Source organism: Desulfocurvus sp. DL1XJH-121, assembly GCF_054819825.1.
The window spans coordinates 1-19,537 of the sequence record NZ_JBTVWW010000005.1 but is presented as its reverse complement, the minus strand read 5'-3'; the positions used below and the strand labels follow the sequence as shown (position 1 = coordinate 19,537).

The window sequence follows — 19,537 nt, the reverse complement described above, 5'->3', positions numbered from 1 at the left end:
CGGTCCGCAGGGACCGGGGCTTTGTCGTCTCACCGGGTGAGGAGCGGCGCTAGTCTTCGCCGTCCTGCTCGTCGATGCCGGGCTTGAGCAGCCGGGCCACGGCGTAGCCGCCCGCGATGTTCTTGAGGTTCGTGAAGCCCTTCTCGCGCAGGAAGAGCTGGCTCTCGTAGGAGCGCAGGCCCGTGTTGCAGAACACGTGCAGCCGCTTGTCCCGGGGCAACTCGTCGTAGCGGTCGGGCAGGTCGTCCTGGGGCAGGGTGATCCAGCGGTCCCCGTAAATGGCCTGCATCTTCTTGGACACGGACTCGGCCCGCACGTCCACGAACACGTTGTCCTCGTCCTTCAGCATCTCCAGGAACTTCACGGCGTCCACGGGCTCGCTGTAGCCGTCCAGGATATTCTTGAGGGCGTTGCCCGCGGCGTTCACGATGTCCATGGCCGAGGCGAAGGGCGGGGCGTAGCCCACCTCCAGGTTGGAGATGTCGTCCAGGTCGGGCTTGTACTTGAGCAGCGCGGCCACCGCGTCCACCCGGGCCTTGACCGCGTCGCCCGCCGGGCCCACGGCCTCGATGCCCAGCACGCGGCGGGTGGTGCGGTCGGCGATGAGCGTCATGTACATCAGCTCGTTGCCCGGGAAGAAATGCGCCCGGTCGGCCATGACCACCAGGGCGGCCTCGGCGTCGAACCCGGCCTCGCGGGCCTGCTTCAGCGTCAGGCCCGCCTTGGCCGCGCCCAGGTCGAAGACCTTGATGCAGAAGGTGCCCACCGCGCCCTCGAAGCGCTCGTTGCCCCCGGCCACGTTGGTGCCGATGACCCGGCCCTGGCGGTTGGCCAGGGAGCCCAGGGGCAGGTAGGTGGAGCCTCCGGTGATCAGGTTGCGCACCTCGCAGCAGTCGCCGCCCGCATAGATGCTCGGGTCGGACGTGCGCATGCGCGCGTCAACGAGCAGCCCGCCGAAGGGCCCCACGGCCAGCCCGGCGTCCACGGCGATCTGCGTGTTGGGGCGCGCGCCCACGCCGAAGATCACCAGCTGGCAGGGGATCTCGCCCTTGTCCGTCTTCACCGAGGCAACGCGGCCCTCGGCGTCGCCCGTGATCTCCATGAGCCGGGTGCCGAGCATGACCCGCACGTCGTTGTCGCGCATGTGATTTTCCAGCATCAGAGCCAGGTCCGGGCCCATGGCCTGGGGCAGGATGTGGTCGCACATCTCCACCACCGTGGTCTCGATGCCCCACAGAGCGGTCAGGGCCTCGGCCATCTCCAGGCCGATGGCGCCGCCGCCCACCACCACGGCGCTGTCGATCCGGCCCTCGCTGATCTTGTCCTTGAGCAGCACGGCCTTGTGCAGGTTGGCCACGGTGTGCACGCCCTCCAGGTCCGCGCCGGGCACGGGCGGCACGAAAGGCGAGGAGCCCGTGGCGAAGACCAGGGTGTCGTAGGCCAGGTCGTATTCCTCGCCCGAGTCGAGATTTCTCACGCGGACGCTCTTGGCCTTGCGGTCCACGGACAGGGCTTCGGTGCGGGTGCGCACGTCCACGCGCTTGTAGCGGCCGAAGAACGCGGGGTCGCGCACGGCGTGGTAGACCGTGGAGCAGAGCTCCTTGGCGTCCTGGATGTCTCCGCTCACATAATAGGGAATGCCGCAGCCGCCGTATGAGATGACCGAATCCCGGTCCACGACGATGATTTCGGCTTCCGGGTCCAGCCGCCGGGCGCGGCAGGCCACCTTGGGCCCCAGGGCCACGGCTCCGATGATGACTATCTTCCTCGGCATGGATTGTTCTCCTTGCGTCTGAGTATCCGCGCCTCCGGGCCGGACGCGGCCAGGCGGTGGAGGGAACAGGAATGGGAAGTCCGGTTCGTAGCACGATGGCCCGCGTTTTTGAACCCCGCGCGGGGGCGGGCCCCCGGCGGCTTCGCGTCAGGGGTAACCAACCTGAAAGACAGGGGAGAAGTCTAGCGGCTGAGCCAGAGGGCCGCGCCCGAAAGCTCCCGGCGCACGGTGTCGCTGGCCGAACCCATGAACAGGCGGGGGAACCGGCCCTGGCCCGTGCCCGTGCGGCCCATGGCCACGGCCGCGTGGCGGCCCTCCCGGGCCTCGCGTAGGATGGCCCCGGGCACGTCGGCCCCGCGCACCAGACGCGCGTCGATGCGCTCCTCGGGCAGGCCGTTGTCCAGGAGCGCGGCCATGCCCGCCCCCAGGGCCTCCCGGCCCTGGGCCTCGCCGTCCTCGCCCTCGGGCGCCACGGTGTACAGGGTCACCCTGTGCCTGGCCTCGTGCTCCAGCATGAAGCCCACGTGGTCGGCCATGGCCAGGCTGGACGCGGAGCCGTCCATGCACAGGAGCACGCCCGAGCGTTCCTCCTCCACCTCCCGGCAGATCCACAGGGGCGCGCCCGCGTAGTCCTCCAGCACCTCGCGCCCCACGCCGTCGCCAAAGGCCTGCTCCAGCCAGTCCACGCCCGGCGGACCCATGGCCACGGCGTCGTACAAGCCCTGTTCGCTCTCCATGATCACGTCGCGCACCGACGCGTAGCGCTTGAACAGGGTCTTGACGCGCATGCCCGAGCCTTCGAAGCCGTGGCCGCAGAGCAGGCGGCGGGCCCGCTCCAGCCCCCGGTCGGCCTCCCGGTCCTTAGGGCCAACGCCGCAGCTCAGGTCCCGGACGCTGGCGCCCGTGTCCCCGGGCAGCAGCCGCCCCGGGTTGGTCACAGTATGGAAGAAGGTCAGGCTGAGGTGCTCGGGCGCGGCGAAAAAGCCCAGGATGAAGCGGACCTCGTCCAGGGTCTCGGCGCCCTCGCCCATGACGACCAGCAGATTCTTGTCCATGGCGGCCTCCATCCCACGCGGTCAGTCGTAGGACAGTCGATACGCGGCCACGGCGAAGCAGACCGCGCTGATGAGTACCTGGAACAGGATGGCCGTCCAGAAGCCCGTGGGCGACTCCTTGCGCACGATGGACAGCATCCGGGACTGAACGCGCCCGGTCTTCAGGGCCGAGCGCACCAGATTCAGGTTTACCAGGCCCAGCAGGATGAATCCAGCCACGAGAACGTATTTCATGCGTTCCTCCCAGGGGAATTGCGGGTCGGGACAGGGGCCTGCATACACCGCCCGCGCGCACCCGGCAAGCCGGCTCGGTTGACCCCCGTGCGCTTTTGGGTATTCTGCCCCTCATTCAGCCAAAGGAGCCGCACGTGGCCAAGAAGAATGACAACGGACTCTCGCGCCGGGACTTCCTGTTCGCCGGGCTGCGCAAGGTCCGCCGCGAGAGCGGGGAGCCGGAGCCCAGGCGGGACTTCGGATCCCTGGCGGCGGCCACGGAGGGGGTGAGCAAGGACGATGCCGCCCGCGCCAAGGAAGCCTTCGCCCAGGGCAACGCCGCCTTCGCCCGCGCGGACTACGAAGCCGCCGCCCCCCTGTACAGGGAATGCATCCAGCTCTTCCCCGCGCACCTGGAGGCCCGCAAACGCGTGGCCTACTGCCACTACCGCCTGGGCCGCTACGTCCAGGCCCGGGTGGAGTTCGACCGCGTGCTGCGCGAGGCGGGCAAGGACAACTTCTCCTCCCTGTACCTGGGCCTCGCGCACTGCCGCCTGAACAAGCCGGACAAGGCCGTGGAGGCCTGGGAGGGATACTTCAACCCCGACGAAGTGCGCATCATGCGCGAACTGAACGTGCAGACCGCGCTCCTCAAATCCCCGGAGCCCCCGGACATCGCCGCCGTGGCCGACGAGGTGGAAGAAGCCATCCAAGCCCGCAAGGAAGAATTGCTGCAAGAAGAAAGCTGACAGGCTGTTCCAGAATGTGCGAGTGCAAGGCGCAAGGGAAATGCAAGGCCGACGCAGACCCCGTACGCGAGGTTTGCATTTTCCGCAGCAACGCAGCAATCGTGCGTTCTGGGACAGCCTGTCTTAGCGCGGCCTCGCCGGGGGGGCCCCGGCCTGACGGATGGATTTCTCCACGTTGAGACGCGATTCCTCTTTCCTGACCCGGGCTTCCATGAGGTTCCGCTGGTCCAGGTAGCGGTTCTTGGCCTGCACCGAGCGCTGGGCAAGGGCTCCGGAAAGCAGGCACAAGGGCGCGAGCACGTAGAGCACCCACCACTCCTGCATGACCACCCCGATCCAGCCGGCCCCGCCCAGCAGCATCAGCAGGACGCCCGAGCCGTAGTCCCCGAAATAGGTCTGGCCCAAACCGGGCAGCAACAGGGAAAGCAGAAAGGCCACGTTGGGGTCGCGGCGCTGGCTGAGCGCCTTGTTGGTGCGCACGGCCATGCGAGCCAGGTGTTCGCGCTGCACGGGGTTCAGGGGCTTGATCCCGGGGCCGACGGTCACGGGCCCGTTTCCGGACTCGTCATCCGTCTGCCGAGGCGCGGACAGGCGCACGCGCGCCCCGCCCGCGTCGTCCCAGGGCACCTTGCCGCGCACCAGCACCCGGCCGGGCTCGGCGGGCTTGGGCCTGGGGGCCGGGGCGGGCTTGGGGGCGGGAGGGCTTTTCGGGGGCGCGGCGGCCTCGGGCTCGGCCGGGGCTGGGGGCCCGTTCTCCACGCGCTCCAAGAGCTCCCGCATCTCGCGCCGGAACTGCTCCTCGCCCAGATAGCCCTCGTCCCTGAGCTGTTCCAGCTCGCGGACGGCCTCGGATACGGATTTGTCGCTCATGTCTATCCCACAACTCCCGTGCCCGCGCGGTGAGCCGCGCGGGGGACCCGACTATGCCCCAACACAAGGGATTCAGGCAAGGCCGCCTTGCCAAGCCCGGGCCTTGCGGCTTAAGCTGGTAAACTGCGGCGACAGACCCGAGCGGCGGCAACACGCGGCACACAGGAGGCCCCATGCCCTTCATCGAATGGGACGAACGCATGACCGTGGGCGTCGAGGAGATCGACGACCAGCACAAAAAGCTCCTGGCCATCATCAACACCCTGCACGAGGCCTGCTCCCAGGGCTGCAACCCCGAGGCCGTGGGCCGGGCCGCCGAGGAACTCACCGAATACACCCGTTACCATTTCACCACGGAAGAGCGCTATATGACGGCCTGCGACTATCCGGAACAGGAACGGCATCTTGAGGAGCACATGGAGTGCAACCTCAAGGCCCTGGACTTCTTCTCCGACCACGTGGCGGAGATCAACCCCAAGCTGGGCAAGGAGATCCTGGTCTTTCTCAAGGACTGGCTGGTCAACCACATCCTCAAGACCGACCGCAGGCTGGGACGCTGCCTGGGCAAAAACCTCGATCAAACTCCATGACGCAACTCTTTCCCAGAATCATGGAAAGCGGAGCCGACGTCTTCGACTGGCTGCACCACCGCTGGGACCGCGAATCCACCCAGCGCATCCTGGTCACGGCCATGGCCTTCTGCTTCCTGGGCGTGTTGGCGGCCGTGGAGGCGGACCGCCTGGGCCTGCTCCCGGCGCACCTCTCGCGCATCGTGCCGGACAACCCGTTCTACGCGGTGAACGCGGCCTTCACCCTGCTGCTGGTGCTGGAGGTGGCGGGCATGATCTTCGTGCTGCCCTGCTCCTTTTCCCGCTCCATGGGCAAGCAGTTCGAGATCCTGTCCCTGATCCTGTTGCGCAACGCCTTCAAGGAGCTGGTGAACCTGCAGGAACTGGTGAGCATGCCCCAGCACCTGGACATCATCCTGCGCATCCTCTGCGACGGGTTCGGGGCCCTGGCCGTGTTCCTGATGCTCCTCTACTACCGCCGCATAACCGAAAACAGGGACCGCGTGCGCAACGGCGCGGCCCTGTATTCCTTTGTGGTGGCCAAAAAGGTCCTGGCCCTCATCCTCCTGGGAACCTTCACCGGGCTGGGGCTGTTCAACGCCTGGCAGATGGCCATGGGCCGCGAATTGGTACACTTCTTCCTGGTCTTCTACACGGTGCTGATCTTCTCGGACATCTTCGTGGTCATCATCGCCCAGCGCTTCCTGCATTCCTTCGAGGCGGTGTTCCGCAATTCGGGCCTGGCCCTGGCCACCCTGCTCATCCGCCTGGCCCTGGCCTCGCCGCCCTACTGGAACACTGCGCTGGGCGTGTGCGCGGCGGTGTTCGCGGTCTGCCTGGGGCTTATCTACAAGATGTTCCACGTCCGCGCCGACATCTAGCGGACGGGCCACAAGTGTGCGGATGCAAGGCGCAAGAACGCCGCAAGTCCGACGCGTATCCCAATACGTGAGGATTTGCGGCGTTCGCAGAAACGCGGCATCCGCACACTTGTGGCCCGTCCGCTACGCGGGGCCCTTGCGCGGGAAGAAGGAAAGACAGCAGCCTGCGCAGCTTGGGGGGGAAGACTGTGCGCAGGCCGCACAAAAATTGTGGGATGCGAAGCGCGGAGAAATGCGGGGCCGCATTTCCCGAAGCAATGAAATGGATCGTTTGGGACGGGCCGCGTTAGGCGTCGCGGTCCAGCTTGCCCTTGCGGGCCTCGTCGTCCCTTGCCCGGGCCTCAAGCACGTCCCGGAAACGCCTGGCGGCCTGGTTCCTGGCCCGCAGCAGAAAGAACAGGGCCACGCCAGCGGCCAACACGGCCAGCACCCAACTCATGAGCCACCTCCCCGCTTTCCCCCGCGCGCGGCGCGCGCGGGGCAAGCCTCGTCCCCGTCCGGTTCGCAGGCCCGCTCCTTCCAGCGGTCCAGCTCGTCGCGGTACGCCGAGACCGGAACGTCGAGCCCGCAGGACCTGCAGACCACCCTGGCGGCGGCTCAGCGGCCCTTGAGCTCGGCCTTGCCGCCGCAGGCCCGGCACTCGAACGAAACATCTTCCATGGCGGGACAATGCCTCAAATTCCCGCACCGGGCAATGCGCGGCCCGTGCAAAGCCATCCCCGTTGAACATGCCCGGGCTTTGGGCTACCCTCCGGTCCCGGTTCCCCGCATTCCGGCCTGGAGGCCCTGATGATTTCCGCCATTGTCCCGGTATTCGCCGTCATTCTGCTGGGCTACGCCCTGTCCCGCTTCCATTTTCCGGGCGACGCCTTCTGGCCCCTGGCCGAGCGCATCACCTACTACGTGCTCTTTCCCGCGCTCTTGGTGAGCAAGCTGGCCCCGGCGGACCTGGGCGGCGGCGCCCCGGCCCTGGCCATGGCCACGTTCTGCGCGGCCCTGGTCCTGGGCGGCATCCTCCTCGCGCTGCGCAGGCGGCTGGGCTTCGACGGCCCGGCCTTCTCCTCGGTCTTCCAGGGCAGCGTGCGCATGAACACCTACATCGGCCTGGCCGGGGCCGCGGCCCTGTACGGGGACCTGGGCATCACCCTGTCGGCCGTGGTCATCCTGGGCACGGTGATCCTCAACAACCTGATGTGCGTGACCGTGGTGGCCCGGCACGGAGCCGCGCGCAACGGCCACGGCGCGGGCCTGCTCATGGAGGTGCTGCGCAACCCGCTGATCCTGGGCTGCGGGGCCGGCCTAGCGCTGAACGCCTCGGCCCTGCCCCTGCCCGGGGTATTCTTCGAGACCCTGGACGTGCTCAGCCGCGCGGCCCTGCCCATGGGCCTCCTGGCCGTGGGCGCGGGCCTGCGCTTCTCGCACATGGGCAGCGACGCCCGGGGCATCGCCGCGGCCATCGTCTGCGGACTAATTGTCTTTCCCCTGCTGGCCGCCGGGTCCTGCATGCTCTTCGGCGTGCACGGCGAGGCCCGCGCCGTGGCCGTGCTCTTCGCGGCCCTGCCCACGGCGTCCTCGTCCTTCATCCTGGCCCGGCAGCTGGGCGGGGACACGGAGCTCATGGCCTCCATCATCACCGTGCAGACCATGGCCTCGGCCCTGACCATTCCCACGGCCATGGCCCTTCTGGCGTAACGACAGGGATTATTCGGGCTTGGCCGCCAGGGCGGCGGCCTCCTCGGGAAGCACGGCCGAGGCGTTGCGCCCCAGGGCGATCAGGCACCAACCCGCCACGGCGCGGCGCCTGGAGCCCGGCACCTCGTACCCGGGCACGAACACGGAATGCGCCGAGCCGCCCAGGGACGGAGCCAGGTTCTTGAGGGAGCATTCGCGGCCGCGATGGCTCTCGAAGGCGAATTCGTCGCGCCCGGGAACCCGGCAGCCCAGGACCAGGAGATAGGCCGCCGCGAAGCGCGAGGCCACGAAGGACACCTCGTCGAAAAAGCGCCGCTCCGCCCCGCCGCCAGCGGCGTTCAGCACCACCAGCACGTCCTTGTCCAAGAGATAGGGCTTGTCCGTCTCCACCAGGCCCAGGAACTGGGCGGGCGTGACGTTGTGCAGATAGGCGTTCTTGGCTTGGCCGGCGCTGTTCATGGCCCGGTGGCAGAGTTCGCTCTTGGGCTCGCAGGCCAGTATCTCGCGCTGGGGGAAGCGCCTGGCCAGGTGCACGGCAAGGTCGGCGGCTCCGTCCCCGGCACACAGGGCGTACTCGCAGTTCTCCAGGAGCCCCGCCACCATGCGGCCCAGCGAAGGGTCCTTTTCCAGGGCCTCGGCCCGCGCGCCGGCCCTGCCGAACAATCTTCTCAAGAAGCCTGCCATCTGGTCCCGCCGGTTGCAATGTCCATGGCGCAGTTGACCACAATGCGGACCGTGCAGGCAAGGGGCGAAAAATTTACCCACGCCCCAGGCCGCTACATGGCCTGCTCGAACAGTCTCCTGACGTCTTCCAGGGTGGGCTTGCGCGGGTTGGTGGCCATGCAGGGGTCGTTGAGGGCCAGTTCGGCCAGCTTGTCCAAGTCCTTGGAGCTCACGCCCAGGGCGGACAAGCGCTTGTCCACGCCCACGGCGCGCTTCAGGGAGCGCACGGCCTCGATGAGCGCCTCGCGGCCCTGTTCGCTGTCCAGGCCCGCGACCTCGACGCCCAGGGCCCCGGTCACGTCCATGTAAAGCTCGGGCGCGGAGTCGAAGTTGAAGGCCGCCACCACGTCCAGGAGCAGGGCGTTGCACAGGCCGTGGGGCAGGTCCGCGTGGCCGCCCAGGCTGTGGGCCATGCTGTGCACCGCGCCGAGGATGGCGTTGGAGAACCCGAGGCCCGCGTACATGCTGGCCAGCATCATGGCCTCGCGCGCGGCCCTGTCGCCGCCATCGGCCACGGCCCGGGCCAGGTTCGCGCCCACAAGGCGCACCGTCTCCAGGGAGAAGAGCCTGGTCACGGGCGAGCTCTCCCGGGACACGTAGGCCTCCATGGCGTGGGTCAGCACGTCCAGGCCGGTGTTGGCCGTGAGGCTCGGGGGCATGGTCATGGTGACGTCGGGGTCCACCAGGGCCAGATGGGGGATCATGGTCTTGGAGATGATGGCGATCTTCACCCAGCGTTCCGTGTCCGTGATGATGGCGAACTGGGAGACCTCGGCGGCGCTGCCCGCCGTGCTGGGCACGCAGACCAGGGGCGGGCCGGGCTTCTCCACCTTGTCCTGGCCCTCGAAGTCCAGGACGTGGCGGTTGTTGGTCACCACCACGCCGATGGCCTTGGCGCAGTCCAGGGGGCTGCCTCCGCCCAGGCCCAGGATGGCGTCGCAGCCCTGGGTCTTGTAGAATTCGGCCCCGGCCATGACCTCGGTGTCGCGGGGATTCTGGGAAACCGAGTCGTATACGACGTAGCCGATCCCGGCCTCGGCAAGGCCCCCGAGGCACCGCTCGTGCCAGGCGAAACCGCGCAGGTCGGCCATGGTCACCACGAGCACGCGCCGGGCGCCCAGGCCCTTGAGGGCCTCCCCGGCCTTGAGGCTCGCACCCGGGCCGAACACGAACTCCGGAGCCAAAAAGCTGTGCATGGCCTGTGAAACCTCTGCGGCCTTCACGTCGCGCCCTGCATGCTGCATCAATCCGCCCTCCGCTTCCACCGGCTTTGGCGAACCACTCGCCCCGGCACCTTCACCGTAGCATGGAAAATAAAGGGAAGCACCCCCAGCCACCTGTTCTTTTCCGGAAAAAACCCCGCCTCCACAAGGGAGGCGGGGGCTGACGGCCTTATTGCAAGCTGTCTGACGACGTGCCTCTGCCCACGTTTCGGTGGAGCTCGGACGTTGCCGGGAAACAGGGCCCTGCCTCAGGTTGCGTTCCTTGGATGCATTGCCCGGGGACGCTCCGCTGCCAGGTTGAAAGACCATATTCCAAGATTGTCTTGAAACGGGGCCTGTGGCCGAACAGGGTTGCGGTTGGTTCCAGGGTTGCCGTCCGCCTGGCCCGTGTCGCCTGTGCGCCCGGCCTCCGCCGAGCCCGATGCGGGAGGAGCGTGGGCCTGACGCCCGCTTTGAACGGAGTTCCTCCCATTATTTGAGAGGATGGCCCCTGCCGGAACCAAAGTCAAGTCCGCTAAAAGCCCCGGCCTTGCGGTTCCCCGGCCAAGGAGGTAAGCAAGGCGCCATGTCGCGATCCGCCCCCGCTCCCCGCCGGCTCCTGGACCTGCACCCGCTGTTTCGCCGCCTGTCCGGCGAAGTGATCTGGCTGATGTTCGAGGAGCACGACGCCGACCCCGAGGCCATCCAGGCCTTCATGGACCGTTTGGGCGGCGTGCTGGGCCGGACCACGGAGCTCATCGAGGCCGCCCTGTCCGGAGAGGACGTGTACGCCCGCGTCACGGTGCGCGAGGGCCGCACGCCCTGCGAAACCTGCGCGCGCCTGGCGGGGCGGATCATCCCCCTGGGCCGCGAGGGCGCCGAGAGCCTGCTGCCGCCCTACGCCCTGGGCTGCCCCCTGGGCGCGGAAATCGTCGCCCCGGGCGCGGACACGCCCCCCCCGGGCCCGGAGCTCCTGCCCGGGGACGCGCCCCACGGCCGCCTCGTCTGCGGGGACTGGATCTTCAGCCACCCCTGGCACGAAGACGCCGAATAGGCTCCCGCTACATGGCCCCGGCGGGCTTGCCCGCCAAGCCGCAGTAGCCCAGGTCCGTCTCGCCCTTCTTCTCCGAGTGCTTGTAGCGCCACATCATGCACTGCGCCCCCTGGCACATGCGAAACTTGTCGTCCTTGGTGGTCAGGAAGGGACAGTACTTGAACCTGGCTTCATCCTGCGGCTGCATGAGTCACCTCGCTTGAGTTCCACGCTTTCCCTGCGCCCGGGGGGACGCGGGTCGTTGCCTGTCTTCCGAATACCAGAGCCCCGGCCGCAGGTGAAGCACGGCGACCCGCCCCTTCCGCCAGAAGAAAAAATCGACGCGTTGACTCCAAAGGCAAAATTCCATTAGGTTTGAAACAATGCCCTACACTCCGCCGGGCGCCGACGGAGGAAAACACCGGAGCGCGCGCATGCCAGAGGAACCATTGCTCCACAACCTGGGCCAGGAACGGCTGGACTCGTTCTTCGCCTGCGCCCGGGAGGACGGAGAGCCGTCCGAGGCCTTTTGCGCGCGACTGGAAAAACTCTTCGGCCCGGGGATATTCGCCCTGGCCATCGCCTTTTTGACCCACATCCGCTTTCCCAATGACGAGGCCCGCGCCCATTGGGCCGCCATCCTGGACAACCGCCGCGGCCTGACCCGCCTCGCGGGCCGGGACCTGGGCCTGCTTGTCTGCGTGGTGGACTATTTCATCAACGTGCGCCCGCACCTGGAGTCTCCCGTGACCCTGGAGGCGGACACCCTGGCCCACTGCACGCGGCTGATGATCGTGGACGACTTGACGGGCCTGTACAACCGCCGCCACTTCCTGCCGGAACTAAAGAAGGAAATCGAACGCTCCCGCCGCCTGAAACGGCCCCTGTCCCTGATCATGGCCGACCTGGACCACTTCAAGGACTTCAACGACAACTACGGCCACGCCGCCGGAGACAGGGCCCTGGAGCACACGGGCGAGGTCCTCAGGCGCTGCGCCCGGCTCATGGACCAGGCCGTGCGCTACGGAGGCGAGGAGTTCGCTCTGATCCTGCCCCACACCAGCCGGGAGGACGGGGTGGTGGTGGCCGAACGCATCAGGGCCGCCATGGCCCGGGAGACGGTTTGCGACGCCGCCGGACGGCCCCTGTCGCGGATAACCATGAGCCTGGGCCTGGCCTCGTTCCCCGACGACGGCGCCACGCCCGAAACCCTCATCGAGGCCGCGGACAGGGCCCTGTACCGGGCCAAGGGCCAGGGCCGCAACCGCACCTGCGACGTCTCCGACGAACTGCGCCGGGCCAGGAGGCACAAGGTCTGCCTCACGGCCCGCTGCACGCCCACGGACAACTCCGGCGGCGACCTCACGGCGCGGGTGCTGGACATCTCCGTGGTCGGCGTGCGCTGTGCGGCGGAGCAGCGCATCGACGCGGGCAGCCGCCTGGACATGCAACTCATCAGCGAGGGAGGCGACCTGCGCCTGGACGTGCCCGGAGCCCGCTCCGTATGGTCCGAAGCCGCGCCCGACGGCACCTGGCACATGGGCATCGACTTCTCCCCCCTGCCCGCCCTGGACCGCGAACGCCTGGAGACCTTCCTGGGCGCGCCCAGACGGCGGCGCTCCAAACCCTAAAGCCCGCCCCGGCACCGGCCGATAACGAGACTGCCGCGCGCCTGAAACGGGCGCGGGCGGAGAGCCATGACCGTCACTTCCATCGCCTACCAGCCCATGGGTTACACCTCCGCATGGGGCGTGACCCCGGGGACCGACGAATCCCCGGCCAGGGAGTTCGCGTCCGCGAGCCTGCGCACCCCGGCCTCGGAGGACGTGGCCGATGCGGCCCAGGGCTTCGCCCAGGACCTGGCCCTGCGCATGGCCCAGGCCGCCCAGGACGGGGACAAGGACACCTCGACGCTGGCCTCGTCCCTGGCCGAGGCCATGGAATACATCGGCGAGGAGTTCGGATCGGACGCGGCCACGGCGGCCATGGGCATCGTGTACTCCAAGGTGGGCCAGGAGGAGATCGACGAGGACAGCCTGGGCAACGGGCTGCTCGGGGTCATCGCCTTCGTGGACCGCAACTTCGGCTTCAGCGGCGGAGACAAGGTCATCTCCCGCTTCAACGGCGAACTCAACGACAGCATCAACGAATACTTCGACAACGGCCTGAGCGAGCTATTCTACGCCCAGACCCCGCAGACAACGAGCATCGCCCAGGCGGTGCCCGGGCTGGCCAGCGCCGTGAGTCAGGCCTGGGGCCAGGACGCGGCCGACGGCGTGGCGGACATGATCCGCGACAGCCTGACGGACGGCCTGAACCTGACCAACCTGCGCCGGGGCGTCGCCGACGCCGCCGACCGGCTGGAGCAGGACGGCGCGCCCGGGGCCGCCGCCACCCTGGAGCAGGCCGCGCAGGAAATCCTGGACGAACTGAACGCCGCCGCCCAGACCCCGCCGGGCGCGGCCCTGGACGTCTACGTCTGATCCCCCTCGGCCCGCCGCGCCTTCCCATTTTTCTTCACGCGCGCTATATAGGGCCATGGACCAGCCCCCATCCCACGGCTCGGCGGCCCCGCTTTGCGGGGACCGCGGCACCCGCATTCCGGCCGGGACCTCCCCGGGCAAGAACATGCTGGTCGTGGCCGTGCTCCTGGTCCTGTTCCTGGCCCTGTCGGCCTTCGCCACCCTATCCCTGTTCTACCACGACCGCGACGCCCTGAATTCGCGCATGCTGTCCACGGCCAGGGTCCTGGGGCGCATGCTGGTGCGCGGCCTGGGGCCGCCGCCCGACGCCCCGCGCATGCAGCAGGACATCCAGGACGCGGCCGCGGGCGTCCCCAACGTGGTGCGCATCTCGGTCTACGTCCCGGGCCCGGACGGGGCCCTGACGGCCGTGGCCAGCACCTGGCCCTCGCGCATCGGCTCGCCCGCCGGGCCCGTCCTGGACCTCGTTCTGTCCGGGGACCAGCCGCAGTTCTCCGGCGAAAAGGTGGGCGGCCTGAACACGGTGGTGCTGCGTCTGCCCCTGCGCCAGCCCCCCGGAGACCCCGGAGGGCTCCTGGAACTGGCCATGGCCCTGGAGCGGCCGGCGGGCATGGCCGCCGGGCTCTACGCCTCGGCCGTGGCCCTGCTCATGGCCCTGCTGGCCACGCATTTCCTGCGCCAGCAGCGCAGCCTGTCCCGGGAGCTGGCCGGGCGCAGAAGCGCGGAGGCCGAACTGCTGCGCCACAGCGGGCAACTGGAGAACGAGGTCCGCGACAGGACGAGCGAACTGACCCTCGCCAACCGCCGCCTGGAGCACGAGGTGGCGCGGCGCATGCGCATGGCCGAGGAATTGCGCAGTTCCCTCTCGGAAAAGGAGACCCTGCTCCAGGAGATCCACCACCGGGTCAAGAACAACCTGCAGATCGTGGTCAGCCTGCTGGACTTGGCCAGCCGCCGCACGGACAACTCCCAGGTGCACGACCTGTGCACCGAGCTGTCCTCCAAGGTCCACGGCATCAGCCTGGTGCACAGCCAGCTCTACCAGAGCGAAACCCTGGACAGCATCGACATGGCCGAATACGTGGGCAACCTGAACTCCTACCTCGTGCAGGTCTTCCAGGCCGCCCACGTCAGCGCGCACCTGGACACGGAGAACCTGCTTCTGCCCATCGCCGCGGCCACGCCCCTGGGCATGGTGCTTAACGAACTGTTGACCAACGCCTACAAGCACGCCTTCAAGGACCGGAAACAGGGGGAGCTCAGGGTGGGCCTGTCGCGGGAGGGAGACACGGTGCGGCTGCGCGTGGCCGACGACGGCCCGGGCATCCCCGAGGATTTCGATCCGGCCGAGGCCACCAGCCTGGGCATGCGCCTGATGAACAACATCGTGGCCTTCCAGCTCATGGGCAGCCTGCGCCTCGAACCTGGCCCCGGGACCGTGGCAGTGGTGGAGTTCAGCCTGCGGCGCTTCGCCCGCGCCGAGGGAAAGGCCTAGCGGACCGCCGCGTCGCCGCGAAAAACGGCTGCTGCATCAACAGTCCGCTACTTGCGGCGCACCACCGTAAGAACAACCCCCAAGGCCACCAGGGCCAGGGCCACGCCGCACTCGAACACCCCGTCGTAGCCGTCCATGGCGTAGGCCGCGCCCACGATGAGGGGCCCCAGGGTCTGGCCGATGCGCAGGATCATGCCGTTGAGGGCCATGAACGCGCCGCGCTGCTCCATGGGGGCCAATTCCGCCATCATGGACTGCACGCAGGGGATGTTCAGGCCCTGGGCCAGGCCGAAGATCAGCACCGGCAGCAGCATCCACCACAGCCCGGGCATGAGGGGCACCAGGGCGGAGCTCAGGGCGTAGAGCACGAAGGCCAGGGCGAGGATGCGCACCGGCGAGAGATGCTTTGCGATGCGCCCCAGTTGGCCGGACACGAGCACCGTGCCCAGGCTGGTGGCCCCGTACACCGTGCCGATGGCCCAGGGCTCGGCCCCGAAGGTGTCGTGCAGATACAGGGGCATGAAGGAGATGAGCACCCCGTAGAGCAGAACGAAGGTCAGGGCCGTGGTCACGAACAGGCCCAGGGCCTTGGGCTCGGTGGCGCGCCTGAGCGCCAGGCGCATGTAGTCCATGAACGGAACGTCGCGCTCGGGGTTCGGGCAGTCCAGGCCCAGGGCCACGGCCAGGGCCAAAGGCAGGGCCATGAGGGGCAGGATGAAGGGCCAGCGCCAGCCGATCTGGGCCAGGACGCCGCCCAGGAGCGGATAGATGGTGGTGCCCAGCGCCAGGACCCCGGCGTTGTAGCCCAGGGCCTGGATGCGCTCCCGGCCGGTGTACAGGTCGCTGATGATGGTCATGTTCAGCGCGCCCAGGGCCGCCGCGCCCATGCCTTGGAAAAAGCGCAGCACGATGAGCGCGTGGAAGCTCTGGGCCAGGATGCAGGCCCCGCCGAAGAGCCCGAAACACGCCAGCGACGGCACCAGGATGCGCTTGCGGCCGTAGCGGTCGGCCATGATGCCGAACACGGGGGTGAGCACCGCCCCGGGCACGGTGAAGGCCGTGACCAGCCAGGCCACCTTGTGGGCCGAGAGGTTGAAGGTCTTGATGATGGGCGGAAAGGCGGGGGCGATGCTGGACACGCCCATGACCACCATCAGGGTCACGCCGAAGAGGATGCGCAGGTTCCTGTCGCGCAGCAGGGATCGGGATGGGGATTCCATGGATAGTACTCTGCCGCGGCAGGCGGTTCTGGTCTGTCTCGGTTGCGGCCCCGGGGGCCGTGATCCTCGGGAATAAGTCTCTTGGCAGGCCGTCCCAACATAGTGAGATGCAAGGCGCAAGAACAATTCAAGGCCGAAGCGTATCCAAATACGCGAGGGTTTGAATTGTTCGCAGCAACGCCGCAGATCGCTGTTTTGGGGCGGTCTGCTAATCCATCTTGGCGCGCACGGAGGCGGTCTTGGACGAAAGCCCGCCGGAGCGGCCCTTGCGCCAATCCACCTTCATGGTCATGTACACGCGGTCGCTCTTGGACTGCAGGTCCTTGAAGCAGCGCCCCACCAAGTCCATGACCTCGTCCCATTCGCCCTCGATGCAGGTGCCCATGGGGTTCAGGTCGTAGGGCAGGCCGCTGTCGCGGATGGCCAAAAGAACCCCGGCCACGTAGGGGCTTACGCTCTCCCCCTTGTCCATGGGAAACATCGCCAGTTCCACTATCACGCTCATGACCGTCTCCGCCGACGCGTCCCGGGCGAGCCGGGACGCGCGTTACTTGCCGCCTTTGAGGCGCATTTCCTTCATTTCCCGGATCTGCTTCATGACCAGCTTCTGGGCCACCTTGGACTCCTTGGTGCGCAACACCTCGAGCTCCTCGCGGGTCACGAAGTGGATGGCCTCGGCCGGACATATCTCCATGCAGGCCGGGCCCAGGCCCAGGCGCTGGCGGCCGCTGCACAGGTCGCACTTGGTCACCGGCACCACCCCGCCCGCGTGGTAGATGGCGCCGAAGGGACAGGCCTCCATGCACTTCATGGCCTTGCAGCCCCGGCACACGGACGGGTCGTGGCGCACCACGCCGGTCTCCTCGTCCTTGGCGATGGCCCCGGCCGGGCAGGCCTTGACGCACATGGGGTGCTCGCAGTGGTGGCAATACAGGGGAAAGGCCAGGCCGTCGTCGGTCTCGGTCATCTGGATGCGCGGCAGGCCGTACAGAAACTTGCAGATGGCCTCGCAGGACTCGCAGCCGATGCAGCGGCTGTAGTCCACCCATTTGGTCTTTTGCGTGCTCGTGGGCATATCCTTACTCCGACAGCCGGCCGCTTGTTGAAAAGATCATTCTGCGCAGGCCGTTCAAAAATAGTGAGATGCAAGGCGCAAGAACAATGCAAGGCCGAAGCGTATCCCAATACGCGAGGGTTTGCATTGTTCGCAGCAACGCCGCAGATCGCTGTTTTGGGGCGGTCTGCTAAGCGGTGCGGTTGAAATCCAGCCATTCCTCCAAGGACTTGGCCGCCTCCAGCCCGCCGCTCACGGCCCAGCCGATCTTGCTGGGGCCGGTGAGGGCGTCGCCCGCCAGGAACACGCCCTCGAGCATGCTCATGCGCGGCCAGGCCGTGGCGCCCTTGCGGACCTTGGGCAGGTCGATCTTGTCGCCCATGGGCAGGGAAGGCAGCTCGCCCACGGCGCTGATGACCATGTCCGCCTCCAGGACCTCGTTGGACCCGTCCTGGGGCAGGGGGCAGCGGCGGCCGGACTCGTCGGGCTCGCCCAGCACGCACTGGATGTACTCCACGCCCGTGACCGAACCCTCGCCCACGATGCGCACGGGTGCGGCCAATTCCTTCCAGATCAGGCCCCGATCCTGGAGCAGGCAGATCTCGTAGGGCCCGGCGGGGGCCTCGTTGATGGTCCGGCGATAGAGCATGGTCACGCGCGAGGCGTGGTTGCGCAAGGCGCAGTCCGCCGCGTCCACGGCGGACAGGCCGCCGCCGATGACCACCACGTTCTTGGCCTCGGCCTTGATGACGCAGACCTCTTCGGAGCAGGTGGCCCCGCGCAGGGGGAACAGATACTCCAGTCCCGAGAGCACGCCCGCCAGGTCCTCGCCCGGGATGCCCATGCGCCGCGAGCGCCAGGACCCGGTGCAGAGGATCACGGCGTCGTGGTCCCGGCGCAGGTCGTCCAAAAGGACCTCGCCGTGGTCGAAATCGTCGCCCTCGTCATGGGCCTCGCTGGCCGCGCCCACCACCTTGGTGCGCAGGTGGAAGCGCACGCCGTACACGTCCTCCAGGCGCTTGGCAGCGGCCTCGGTGCGCGTCACGGGCAGGCGGAAGTCCGGAATCCCGAAATACAGCAGGCCGCCGGCCTTGGGCATCTTGTCGTAGACGTCCACCTGGTATCCCCGGCAGGCCAAGTAGCCGGCCGCCGCCAGACCCGAGGGACCGGCCCCGGCGATGGCCACTTTGCGGCCGTTGGGCGCTCCCGGCCCGTCGCGGAACAGGCCGAAGTTCATCTTGTTGGGCATATGCGTGCATCCTGTTGCGGTTCACGGGGCCGCGCCGCCGGGCAAGGCCCCCCATCTGCTATTTATGCCAAATCCCTGCGCCTTGCAAACCCCAAAACCCTTGCGGCCCGGGGCCGGGGCGGTATAGCCTGGGCTCCGCGCGGAGGAGCCCCATGCACGTCCAGGTGACCTATGTTTGCCACAACTGCTTTGTGGTCCGGGCCGGGAAACTGGCCCTGGTCTTCGACTATCCGGGCGCCGAACACCGCCCCCCGGAGGCCGAGGCCGTGGTCCGCGAGGCCCTGGCGGACCGGGACGCGGTGGCCTTCTTCTCCCACAGCCACGAGGACCACTGCTCCCCGGACATCCTGGGGCCCCTGGGCGCGGCGCGCAGCGCGGCCCTGGCCCTGTCCTTCGACGTGCCGGACATGGTGCCCGAGCTGGACCTGCCCGGGGCCGTGGTCCTGGAGCCCGGGGACGCCCCGGGCGGCGGCGACCCGGGCGAGGAGGCGCACGTGGCCGGGCTCTCGGTGCGGGCCCTGGAGAGCAACGACCTGGGCGTGGCCTTCCTCATCCGCCTGGAGGGCCTGCGCATCTATTACGGCGGGGACCTGGCCGAATGGCTCTGGCCCGGGCTGGCCCGGGCCGCCGAGACCCAGGTGCGGAATTTCTTCGGCCGCAGCATCGAGGCGGTCCGGGACTTCGCCCCGGACCTGGCCTTCACGGACTGCGATCTGCGCCTGCCGGGGCTGGGCGGCTTCCAGCGCTTCGCCGAGGCCGTGCGCCCGCCGGTCCTGGTGCCGACCCACGATTTCGGAAAACCCCAAGACGTCTGCGACCGGGCCCGGGGCCTCGCGCCCGCAGGCGTGCGCCTCATGACCTACGCGGCCTGCGGCGACACGCGGACGTTCACCTTCTAGCCAAGACAACCACATACGAGACCGCCATGAAACGATTCAAGGTCTTCATCCTGACCACCGACACGAGCCCCGAGGCCCAGGACCTGCATCCCTCCCAGCGCGAGAAGATGTACAGCTACAACATCGAGGCCGAAAAGGGAGAAGACGCCGTGGGCAAGGCCCGGGCGCGCTTCGACCTGGAGCACGCGGCGCCGCATATTCATGTGGAGGGGGTCAGTGTGTTGGATATGTAGGTGAACGGGGTGGTTGGCTTGGGCCGCGCTTTTTTATCGTTACGCAAAACCACTTCTGCCCTCCCTCCCGCCCACCGCGTTCCCTCGCGGGTAGGGCGTTGGTTTGTCGGGAGTGTTGGAATGGGTGGCGCGGCCGCGCCCCA

General features: G+C 68.2%; 22 protein-coding genes. 10 read left to right on the top strand and 12 right to left on the bottom strand.

Annotation, left to right across the window (positions count from 1 at the left end; genetic code table 11):
• Positions 1-49: 49 nt before the first annotated feature.
• The 3 genes from ACYYG1_RS04940 to ACYYG1_RS04930 all read right to left on the bottom strand — a co-directional run bounded on the left by ACYYG1_RS04940 (position 50) and on the right by ACYYG1_RS04930 (position 3,063).
• Positions 50-1,774: an FAD-dependent oxidoreductase gene (locus ACYYG1_RS04940; RefSeq protein WP_461209176.1), complete on the bottom strand. Its 1,725-nt coding sequence runs from the start codon at positions 1,772-1,774 to the stop codon at positions 50-52.
• A 182-nt stretch (positions 1,775-1,956) separates the two neighbouring features.
• A complete protein-coding gene (locus ACYYG1_RS04935; protein ID WP_461209175.1) occupies positions 1,957-2,829 on the bottom strand; it encodes a universal stress protein in 873 nt (290 codons plus the stop codon).
• Positions 2,830-2,850: 21 nt separating this feature from the next.
• Positions 2,851-3,063, bottom strand: coding sequence for a hypothetical protein (locus ACYYG1_RS04930; protein ID WP_461209174.1), 213 nt, complete (start codon positions 3,061-3,063; stop codon positions 2,851-2,853).
• Positions 3,064-3,197: 134 nt separating this feature from the next.
• On the opposite strand from ACYYG1_RS04930, the gene ACYYG1_RS04925 reads away from it, so the two are divergent.
• Complete coding sequence (locus ACYYG1_RS04925; RefSeq protein ID WP_461209173.1) at positions 3,198-3,791, top strand: tetratricopeptide repeat protein; 594 nt, start codon at positions 3,198-3,200, stop codon at positions 3,789-3,791.
• 123 nt (positions 3,792-3,914) lie between these two features.
• On the opposite strand, the gene ACYYG1_RS04920 is transcribed toward ACYYG1_RS04925, so the two are convergent.
• Positions 3,915-4,661, bottom strand: a complete 747-nt coding sequence (locus tag ACYYG1_RS04920; RefSeq protein WP_461209172.1) for a hypothetical protein — start codon at positions 4,659-4,661, stop codon at positions 3,915-3,917.
• 173 nt (positions 4,662-4,834) lie between these two features.
• Here ACYYG1_RS04920 and ACYYG1_RS04915 point away from each other — a divergent pair, with 173 nt between their 5' ends.
• Both ACYYG1_RS04915 and ACYYG1_RS04910 read left to right on the top strand, forming a co-directional pair.
• The gene (locus tag ACYYG1_RS04915) at positions 4,835-5,251 is read left to right on the top strand and encodes a bacteriohemerythrin (protein WP_461209171.1); all 417 of its coding nucleotides are present in this window, start codon (positions 4,835-4,837) and stop codon (positions 5,249-5,251) included.
• Positions 5,248-6,111 carry a hypothetical protein gene (locus ACYYG1_RS04910; RefSeq protein ID WP_461209170.1) on the top strand — a complete coding sequence of 288 codons (864 nt, stop codon included), beginning with the start codon at positions 5,248-5,250 and terminating at the stop codon, positions 6,109-6,111. Before ACYYG1_RS04915 ends, ACYYG1_RS04910 begins: the two co-directional genes overlap by 4 nt.
• Positions 6,112-6,397: 286 nt before the next feature.
• Here the strand turns inward: ACYYG1_RS04910 and ACYYG1_RS04905 are convergent, their stop codons facing one another.
• Entirely contained in the window at positions 6,398-6,550 is a 153-nt protein-coding gene (locus ACYYG1_RS04905) for a hypothetical protein (protein WP_461209169.1), read from the bottom strand.
• 350 nt (positions 6,551-6,900) lie between these two features.
• Here ACYYG1_RS04905 and ACYYG1_RS04900 point away from each other — a divergent pair, with 350 nt between their 5' ends.
• Positions 6,901-7,803 carry an AEC family transporter gene (locus tag ACYYG1_RS04900; RefSeq protein ID WP_461209168.1) on the top strand — a complete coding sequence of 301 codons (903 nt, stop codon included), beginning with the start codon at positions 6,901-6,903 and terminating at the stop codon, positions 7,801-7,803.
• A gap of 9 nt (positions 7,804-7,812) precedes the next feature.
• On the opposite strand, the gene ACYYG1_RS04895 is transcribed toward ACYYG1_RS04900, so the two are convergent.
• Together ACYYG1_RS04895 and ACYYG1_RS04890 are read right to left on the bottom strand one after the other, a co-directional pair.
• Positions 7,813-8,487 carry a hypothetical protein gene (locus ACYYG1_RS04895; RefSeq protein WP_461209167.1) on the bottom strand — a complete coding sequence of 225 codons (675 nt, stop codon included), beginning with the start codon at positions 8,485-8,487 and terminating at the stop codon, positions 7,813-7,815.
• Between the two features lie 92 nt (positions 8,488-8,579).
• Positions 8,580-9,770, bottom strand: a complete 1,191-nt coding sequence (locus tag ACYYG1_RS04890; RefSeq protein WP_461209166.1) for an iron-containing alcohol dehydrogenase — start codon at positions 9,768-9,770, stop codon at positions 8,580-8,582.
• A 544-nt stretch (positions 9,771-10,314) separates the two neighbouring features.
• Here ACYYG1_RS04890 and ACYYG1_RS04885 point away from each other — a divergent pair.
• Positions 10,315-10,782, top strand: coding sequence for a hypothetical protein (locus tag ACYYG1_RS04885; protein WP_461209165.1), 468 nt, complete (start codon positions 10,315-10,317; stop codon positions 10,780-10,782).
• 7 nt (positions 10,783-10,789) lie between these two features.
• Here the strand turns inward: ACYYG1_RS04885 and ACYYG1_RS04880 are convergent, their stop codons facing one another.
• A complete protein-coding gene (locus ACYYG1_RS04880) occupies positions 10,790-10,969 on the bottom strand; it encodes a hypothetical protein (protein WP_461209164.1) in 180 nt (59 codons plus the stop codon).
• Between the two features lie 226 nt (positions 10,970-11,195).
• On the opposite strand from ACYYG1_RS04880, the gene ACYYG1_RS04875 reads away from it, so the two are divergent.
• The 3 genes from ACYYG1_RS04875 to ACYYG1_RS04865 all read left to right on the top strand — a co-directional run bounded on the left by ACYYG1_RS04875 (position 11,196) and on the right by ACYYG1_RS04865 (position 14,739).
• Entirely contained in the window at positions 11,196-12,392 is a 1,197-nt protein-coding gene (locus ACYYG1_RS04875) for a diguanylate cyclase (RefSeq protein WP_461209163.1), read from the top strand.
• Positions 12,393-12,458: 66 nt separating this feature from the next.
• Positions 12,459-13,244, top strand: a complete 786-nt coding sequence (locus ACYYG1_RS04870) for a hypothetical protein (protein ID WP_461209162.1) — start codon at positions 12,459-12,461, stop codon at positions 13,242-13,244.
• 55 nt (positions 13,245-13,299) lie between these two features.
• Positions 13,300-14,739 (top strand): sensor histidine kinase, encoded by a 1,440-nt coding sequence (locus ACYYG1_RS04865; protein WP_461209161.1) that lies wholly within the window; start codon positions 13,300-13,302, stop codon positions 14,737-14,739.
• A gap of 47 nt (positions 14,740-14,786) precedes the next feature.
• Here ACYYG1_RS04865 and ACYYG1_RS04860 read toward each other — a convergent pair whose 3' ends face one another.
• The 4 genes from ACYYG1_RS04860 to ACYYG1_RS04845 all read right to left on the bottom strand — a co-directional run bounded on the left by ACYYG1_RS04860 (position 14,787) and on the right by ACYYG1_RS04845 (position 18,262).
• Entirely contained in the window at positions 14,787-15,959 is a 1,173-nt protein-coding gene (locus tag ACYYG1_RS04860; RefSeq protein WP_461209160.1) for an MFS transporter, read from the bottom strand.
• 208 nt (positions 15,960-16,167) lie between these two features.
• A complete protein-coding gene (locus tag ACYYG1_RS04855) occupies positions 16,168-16,464 on the bottom strand; it encodes an MTH1187 family thiamine-binding protein (RefSeq protein WP_461209159.1) in 297 nt (98 codons plus the stop codon).
• Positions 16,465-16,506: 42 nt separating this feature from the next.
• On the bottom strand, positions 16,507-17,034 hold the full coding sequence (locus ACYYG1_RS04850; protein WP_461209158.1) for a 4Fe-4S dicluster domain-containing protein: 528 nt from the start codon (positions 17,032-17,034) through the stop codon (positions 16,507-16,509).
• 169 nt (positions 17,035-17,203) lie between these two features.
• Positions 17,204-18,262 (bottom strand): FAD-dependent oxidoreductase, encoded by a 1,059-nt coding sequence (locus tag ACYYG1_RS04845; protein WP_461209157.1) that lies wholly within the window; start codon positions 18,260-18,262, stop codon positions 17,204-17,206.
• 152 nt (positions 18,263-18,414) lie between these two features.
• On the opposite strand from ACYYG1_RS04845, the gene ACYYG1_RS04840 reads away from it, so the two are divergent.
• Together ACYYG1_RS04840 and ACYYG1_RS04835 are read left to right on the top strand one after the other, a co-directional pair.
• Positions 18,415-19,161 (top strand): MBL fold metallo-hydrolase, encoded by a 747-nt coding sequence (locus tag ACYYG1_RS04840; RefSeq protein ID WP_461209156.1) that lies wholly within the window; start codon positions 18,415-18,417, stop codon positions 19,159-19,161.
• Positions 19,162-19,187: 26 nt separating this feature from the next.
• Entirely contained in the window at positions 19,188-19,394 is a 207-nt protein-coding gene (locus ACYYG1_RS04835) for a hypothetical protein (protein WP_461209155.1), read from the top strand.
• Positions 19,395-19,537: the final 143 nt, after the last annotated feature.

Coding starts and splice junctions, on each gene's coding strand:
- ACYYG1_RS04940 (WP_461209176.1), bottom strand. CDS start 1,774: ATGCCGAGGAAGATAGTCATCATCGGAGCCGTGGCCCTGGGGCCCAAG.
- ACYYG1_RS04935 (WP_461209175.1), bottom strand. CDS start 2,829: ATGGACAAGAATCTGCTGGTCGTCATGGGCGAGGGCGCCGAGACCCTG.
- ACYYG1_RS04930 (WP_461209174.1), bottom strand. CDS start 3,063: ATGAAATACGTTCTCGTGGCTGGATTCATCCTGCTGGGCCTGGTAAAC.
- ACYYG1_RS04920 (WP_461209172.1), bottom strand. CDS start 4,661: ATGAGCGACAAATCCGTATCCGAGGCCGTCCGCGAGCTGGAACAGCTC.
- ACYYG1_RS04915 (WP_461209171.1), top strand. CDS start 4,835: ATGCCCTTCATCGAATGGGACGAACGCATGACCGTGGGCGTCGAGGAG.
- ACYYG1_RS04910 (WP_461209170.1), top strand. CDS start 5,248: ATGACGCAACTCTTTCCCAGAATCATGGAAAGCGGAGCCGACGTCTTC.
- ACYYG1_RS04905 (WP_461209169.1), bottom strand. CDS start 6,550: ATGAGTTGGGTGCTGGCCGTGTTGGCCGCTGGCGTGGCCCTGTTCTTT.
- ACYYG1_RS04900 (WP_461209168.1), top strand. CDS start 6,901: ATGATTTCCGCCATTGTCCCGGTATTCGCCGTCATTCTGCTGGGCTAC.
- ACYYG1_RS04895 (WP_461209167.1), bottom strand. CDS start 8,487: ATGGCAGGCTTCTTGAGAAGATTGTTCGGCAGGGCCGGCGCGCGGGCC.
- ACYYG1_RS04890 (WP_461209166.1), bottom strand. CDS start 9,770: ATGCAGCATGCAGGGCGCGACGTGAAGGCCGCAGAGGTTTCACAGGCC.
- ACYYG1_RS04885 (WP_461209165.1), top strand. CDS start 10,315: ATGTCGCGATCCGCCCCCGCTCCCCGCCGGCTCCTGGACCTGCACCCG.
- ACYYG1_RS04880 (WP_461209164.1), bottom strand. CDS start 10,969: ATGCAGCCGCAGGATGAAGCCAGGTTCAAGTACTGTCCCTTCCTGACC.
- ACYYG1_RS04875 (WP_461209163.1), top strand. CDS start 11,196: ATGCCAGAGGAACCATTGCTCCACAACCTGGGCCAGGAACGGCTGGAC.
- ACYYG1_RS04870 (WP_461209162.1), top strand. CDS start 12,459: ATGACCGTCACTTCCATCGCCTACCAGCCCATGGGTTACACCTCCGCA.
- ACYYG1_RS04865 (WP_461209161.1), top strand. CDS start 13,300: ATGGACCAGCCCCCATCCCACGGCTCGGCGGCCCCGCTTTGCGGGGAC.
- ACYYG1_RS04860 (WP_461209160.1), bottom strand. CDS start 15,959: ATGGAATCCCCATCCCGATCCCTGCTGCGCGACAGGAACCTGCGCATC.
- ACYYG1_RS04855 (WP_461209159.1), bottom strand. CDS start 16,464: ATGAGCGTGATAGTGGAACTGGCGATGTTTCCCATGGACAAGGGGGAG.
- ACYYG1_RS04850 (WP_461209158.1), bottom strand. CDS start 17,034: ATGCCCACGAGCACGCAAAAGACCAAATGGGTGGACTACAGCCGCTGC.
- ACYYG1_RS04845 (WP_461209157.1), bottom strand. CDS start 18,262: ATGCCCAACAAGATGAACTTCGGCCTGTTCCGCGACGGGCCGGGAGCG.
- ACYYG1_RS04840 (WP_461209156.1), top strand. CDS start 18,415: ATGCACGTCCAGGTGACCTATGTTTGCCACAACTGCTTTGTGGTCCGG.
- ACYYG1_RS04835 (WP_461209155.1), top strand. CDS start 19,188: ATGAAACGATTCAAGGTCTTCATCCTGACCACCGACACGAGCCCCGAG.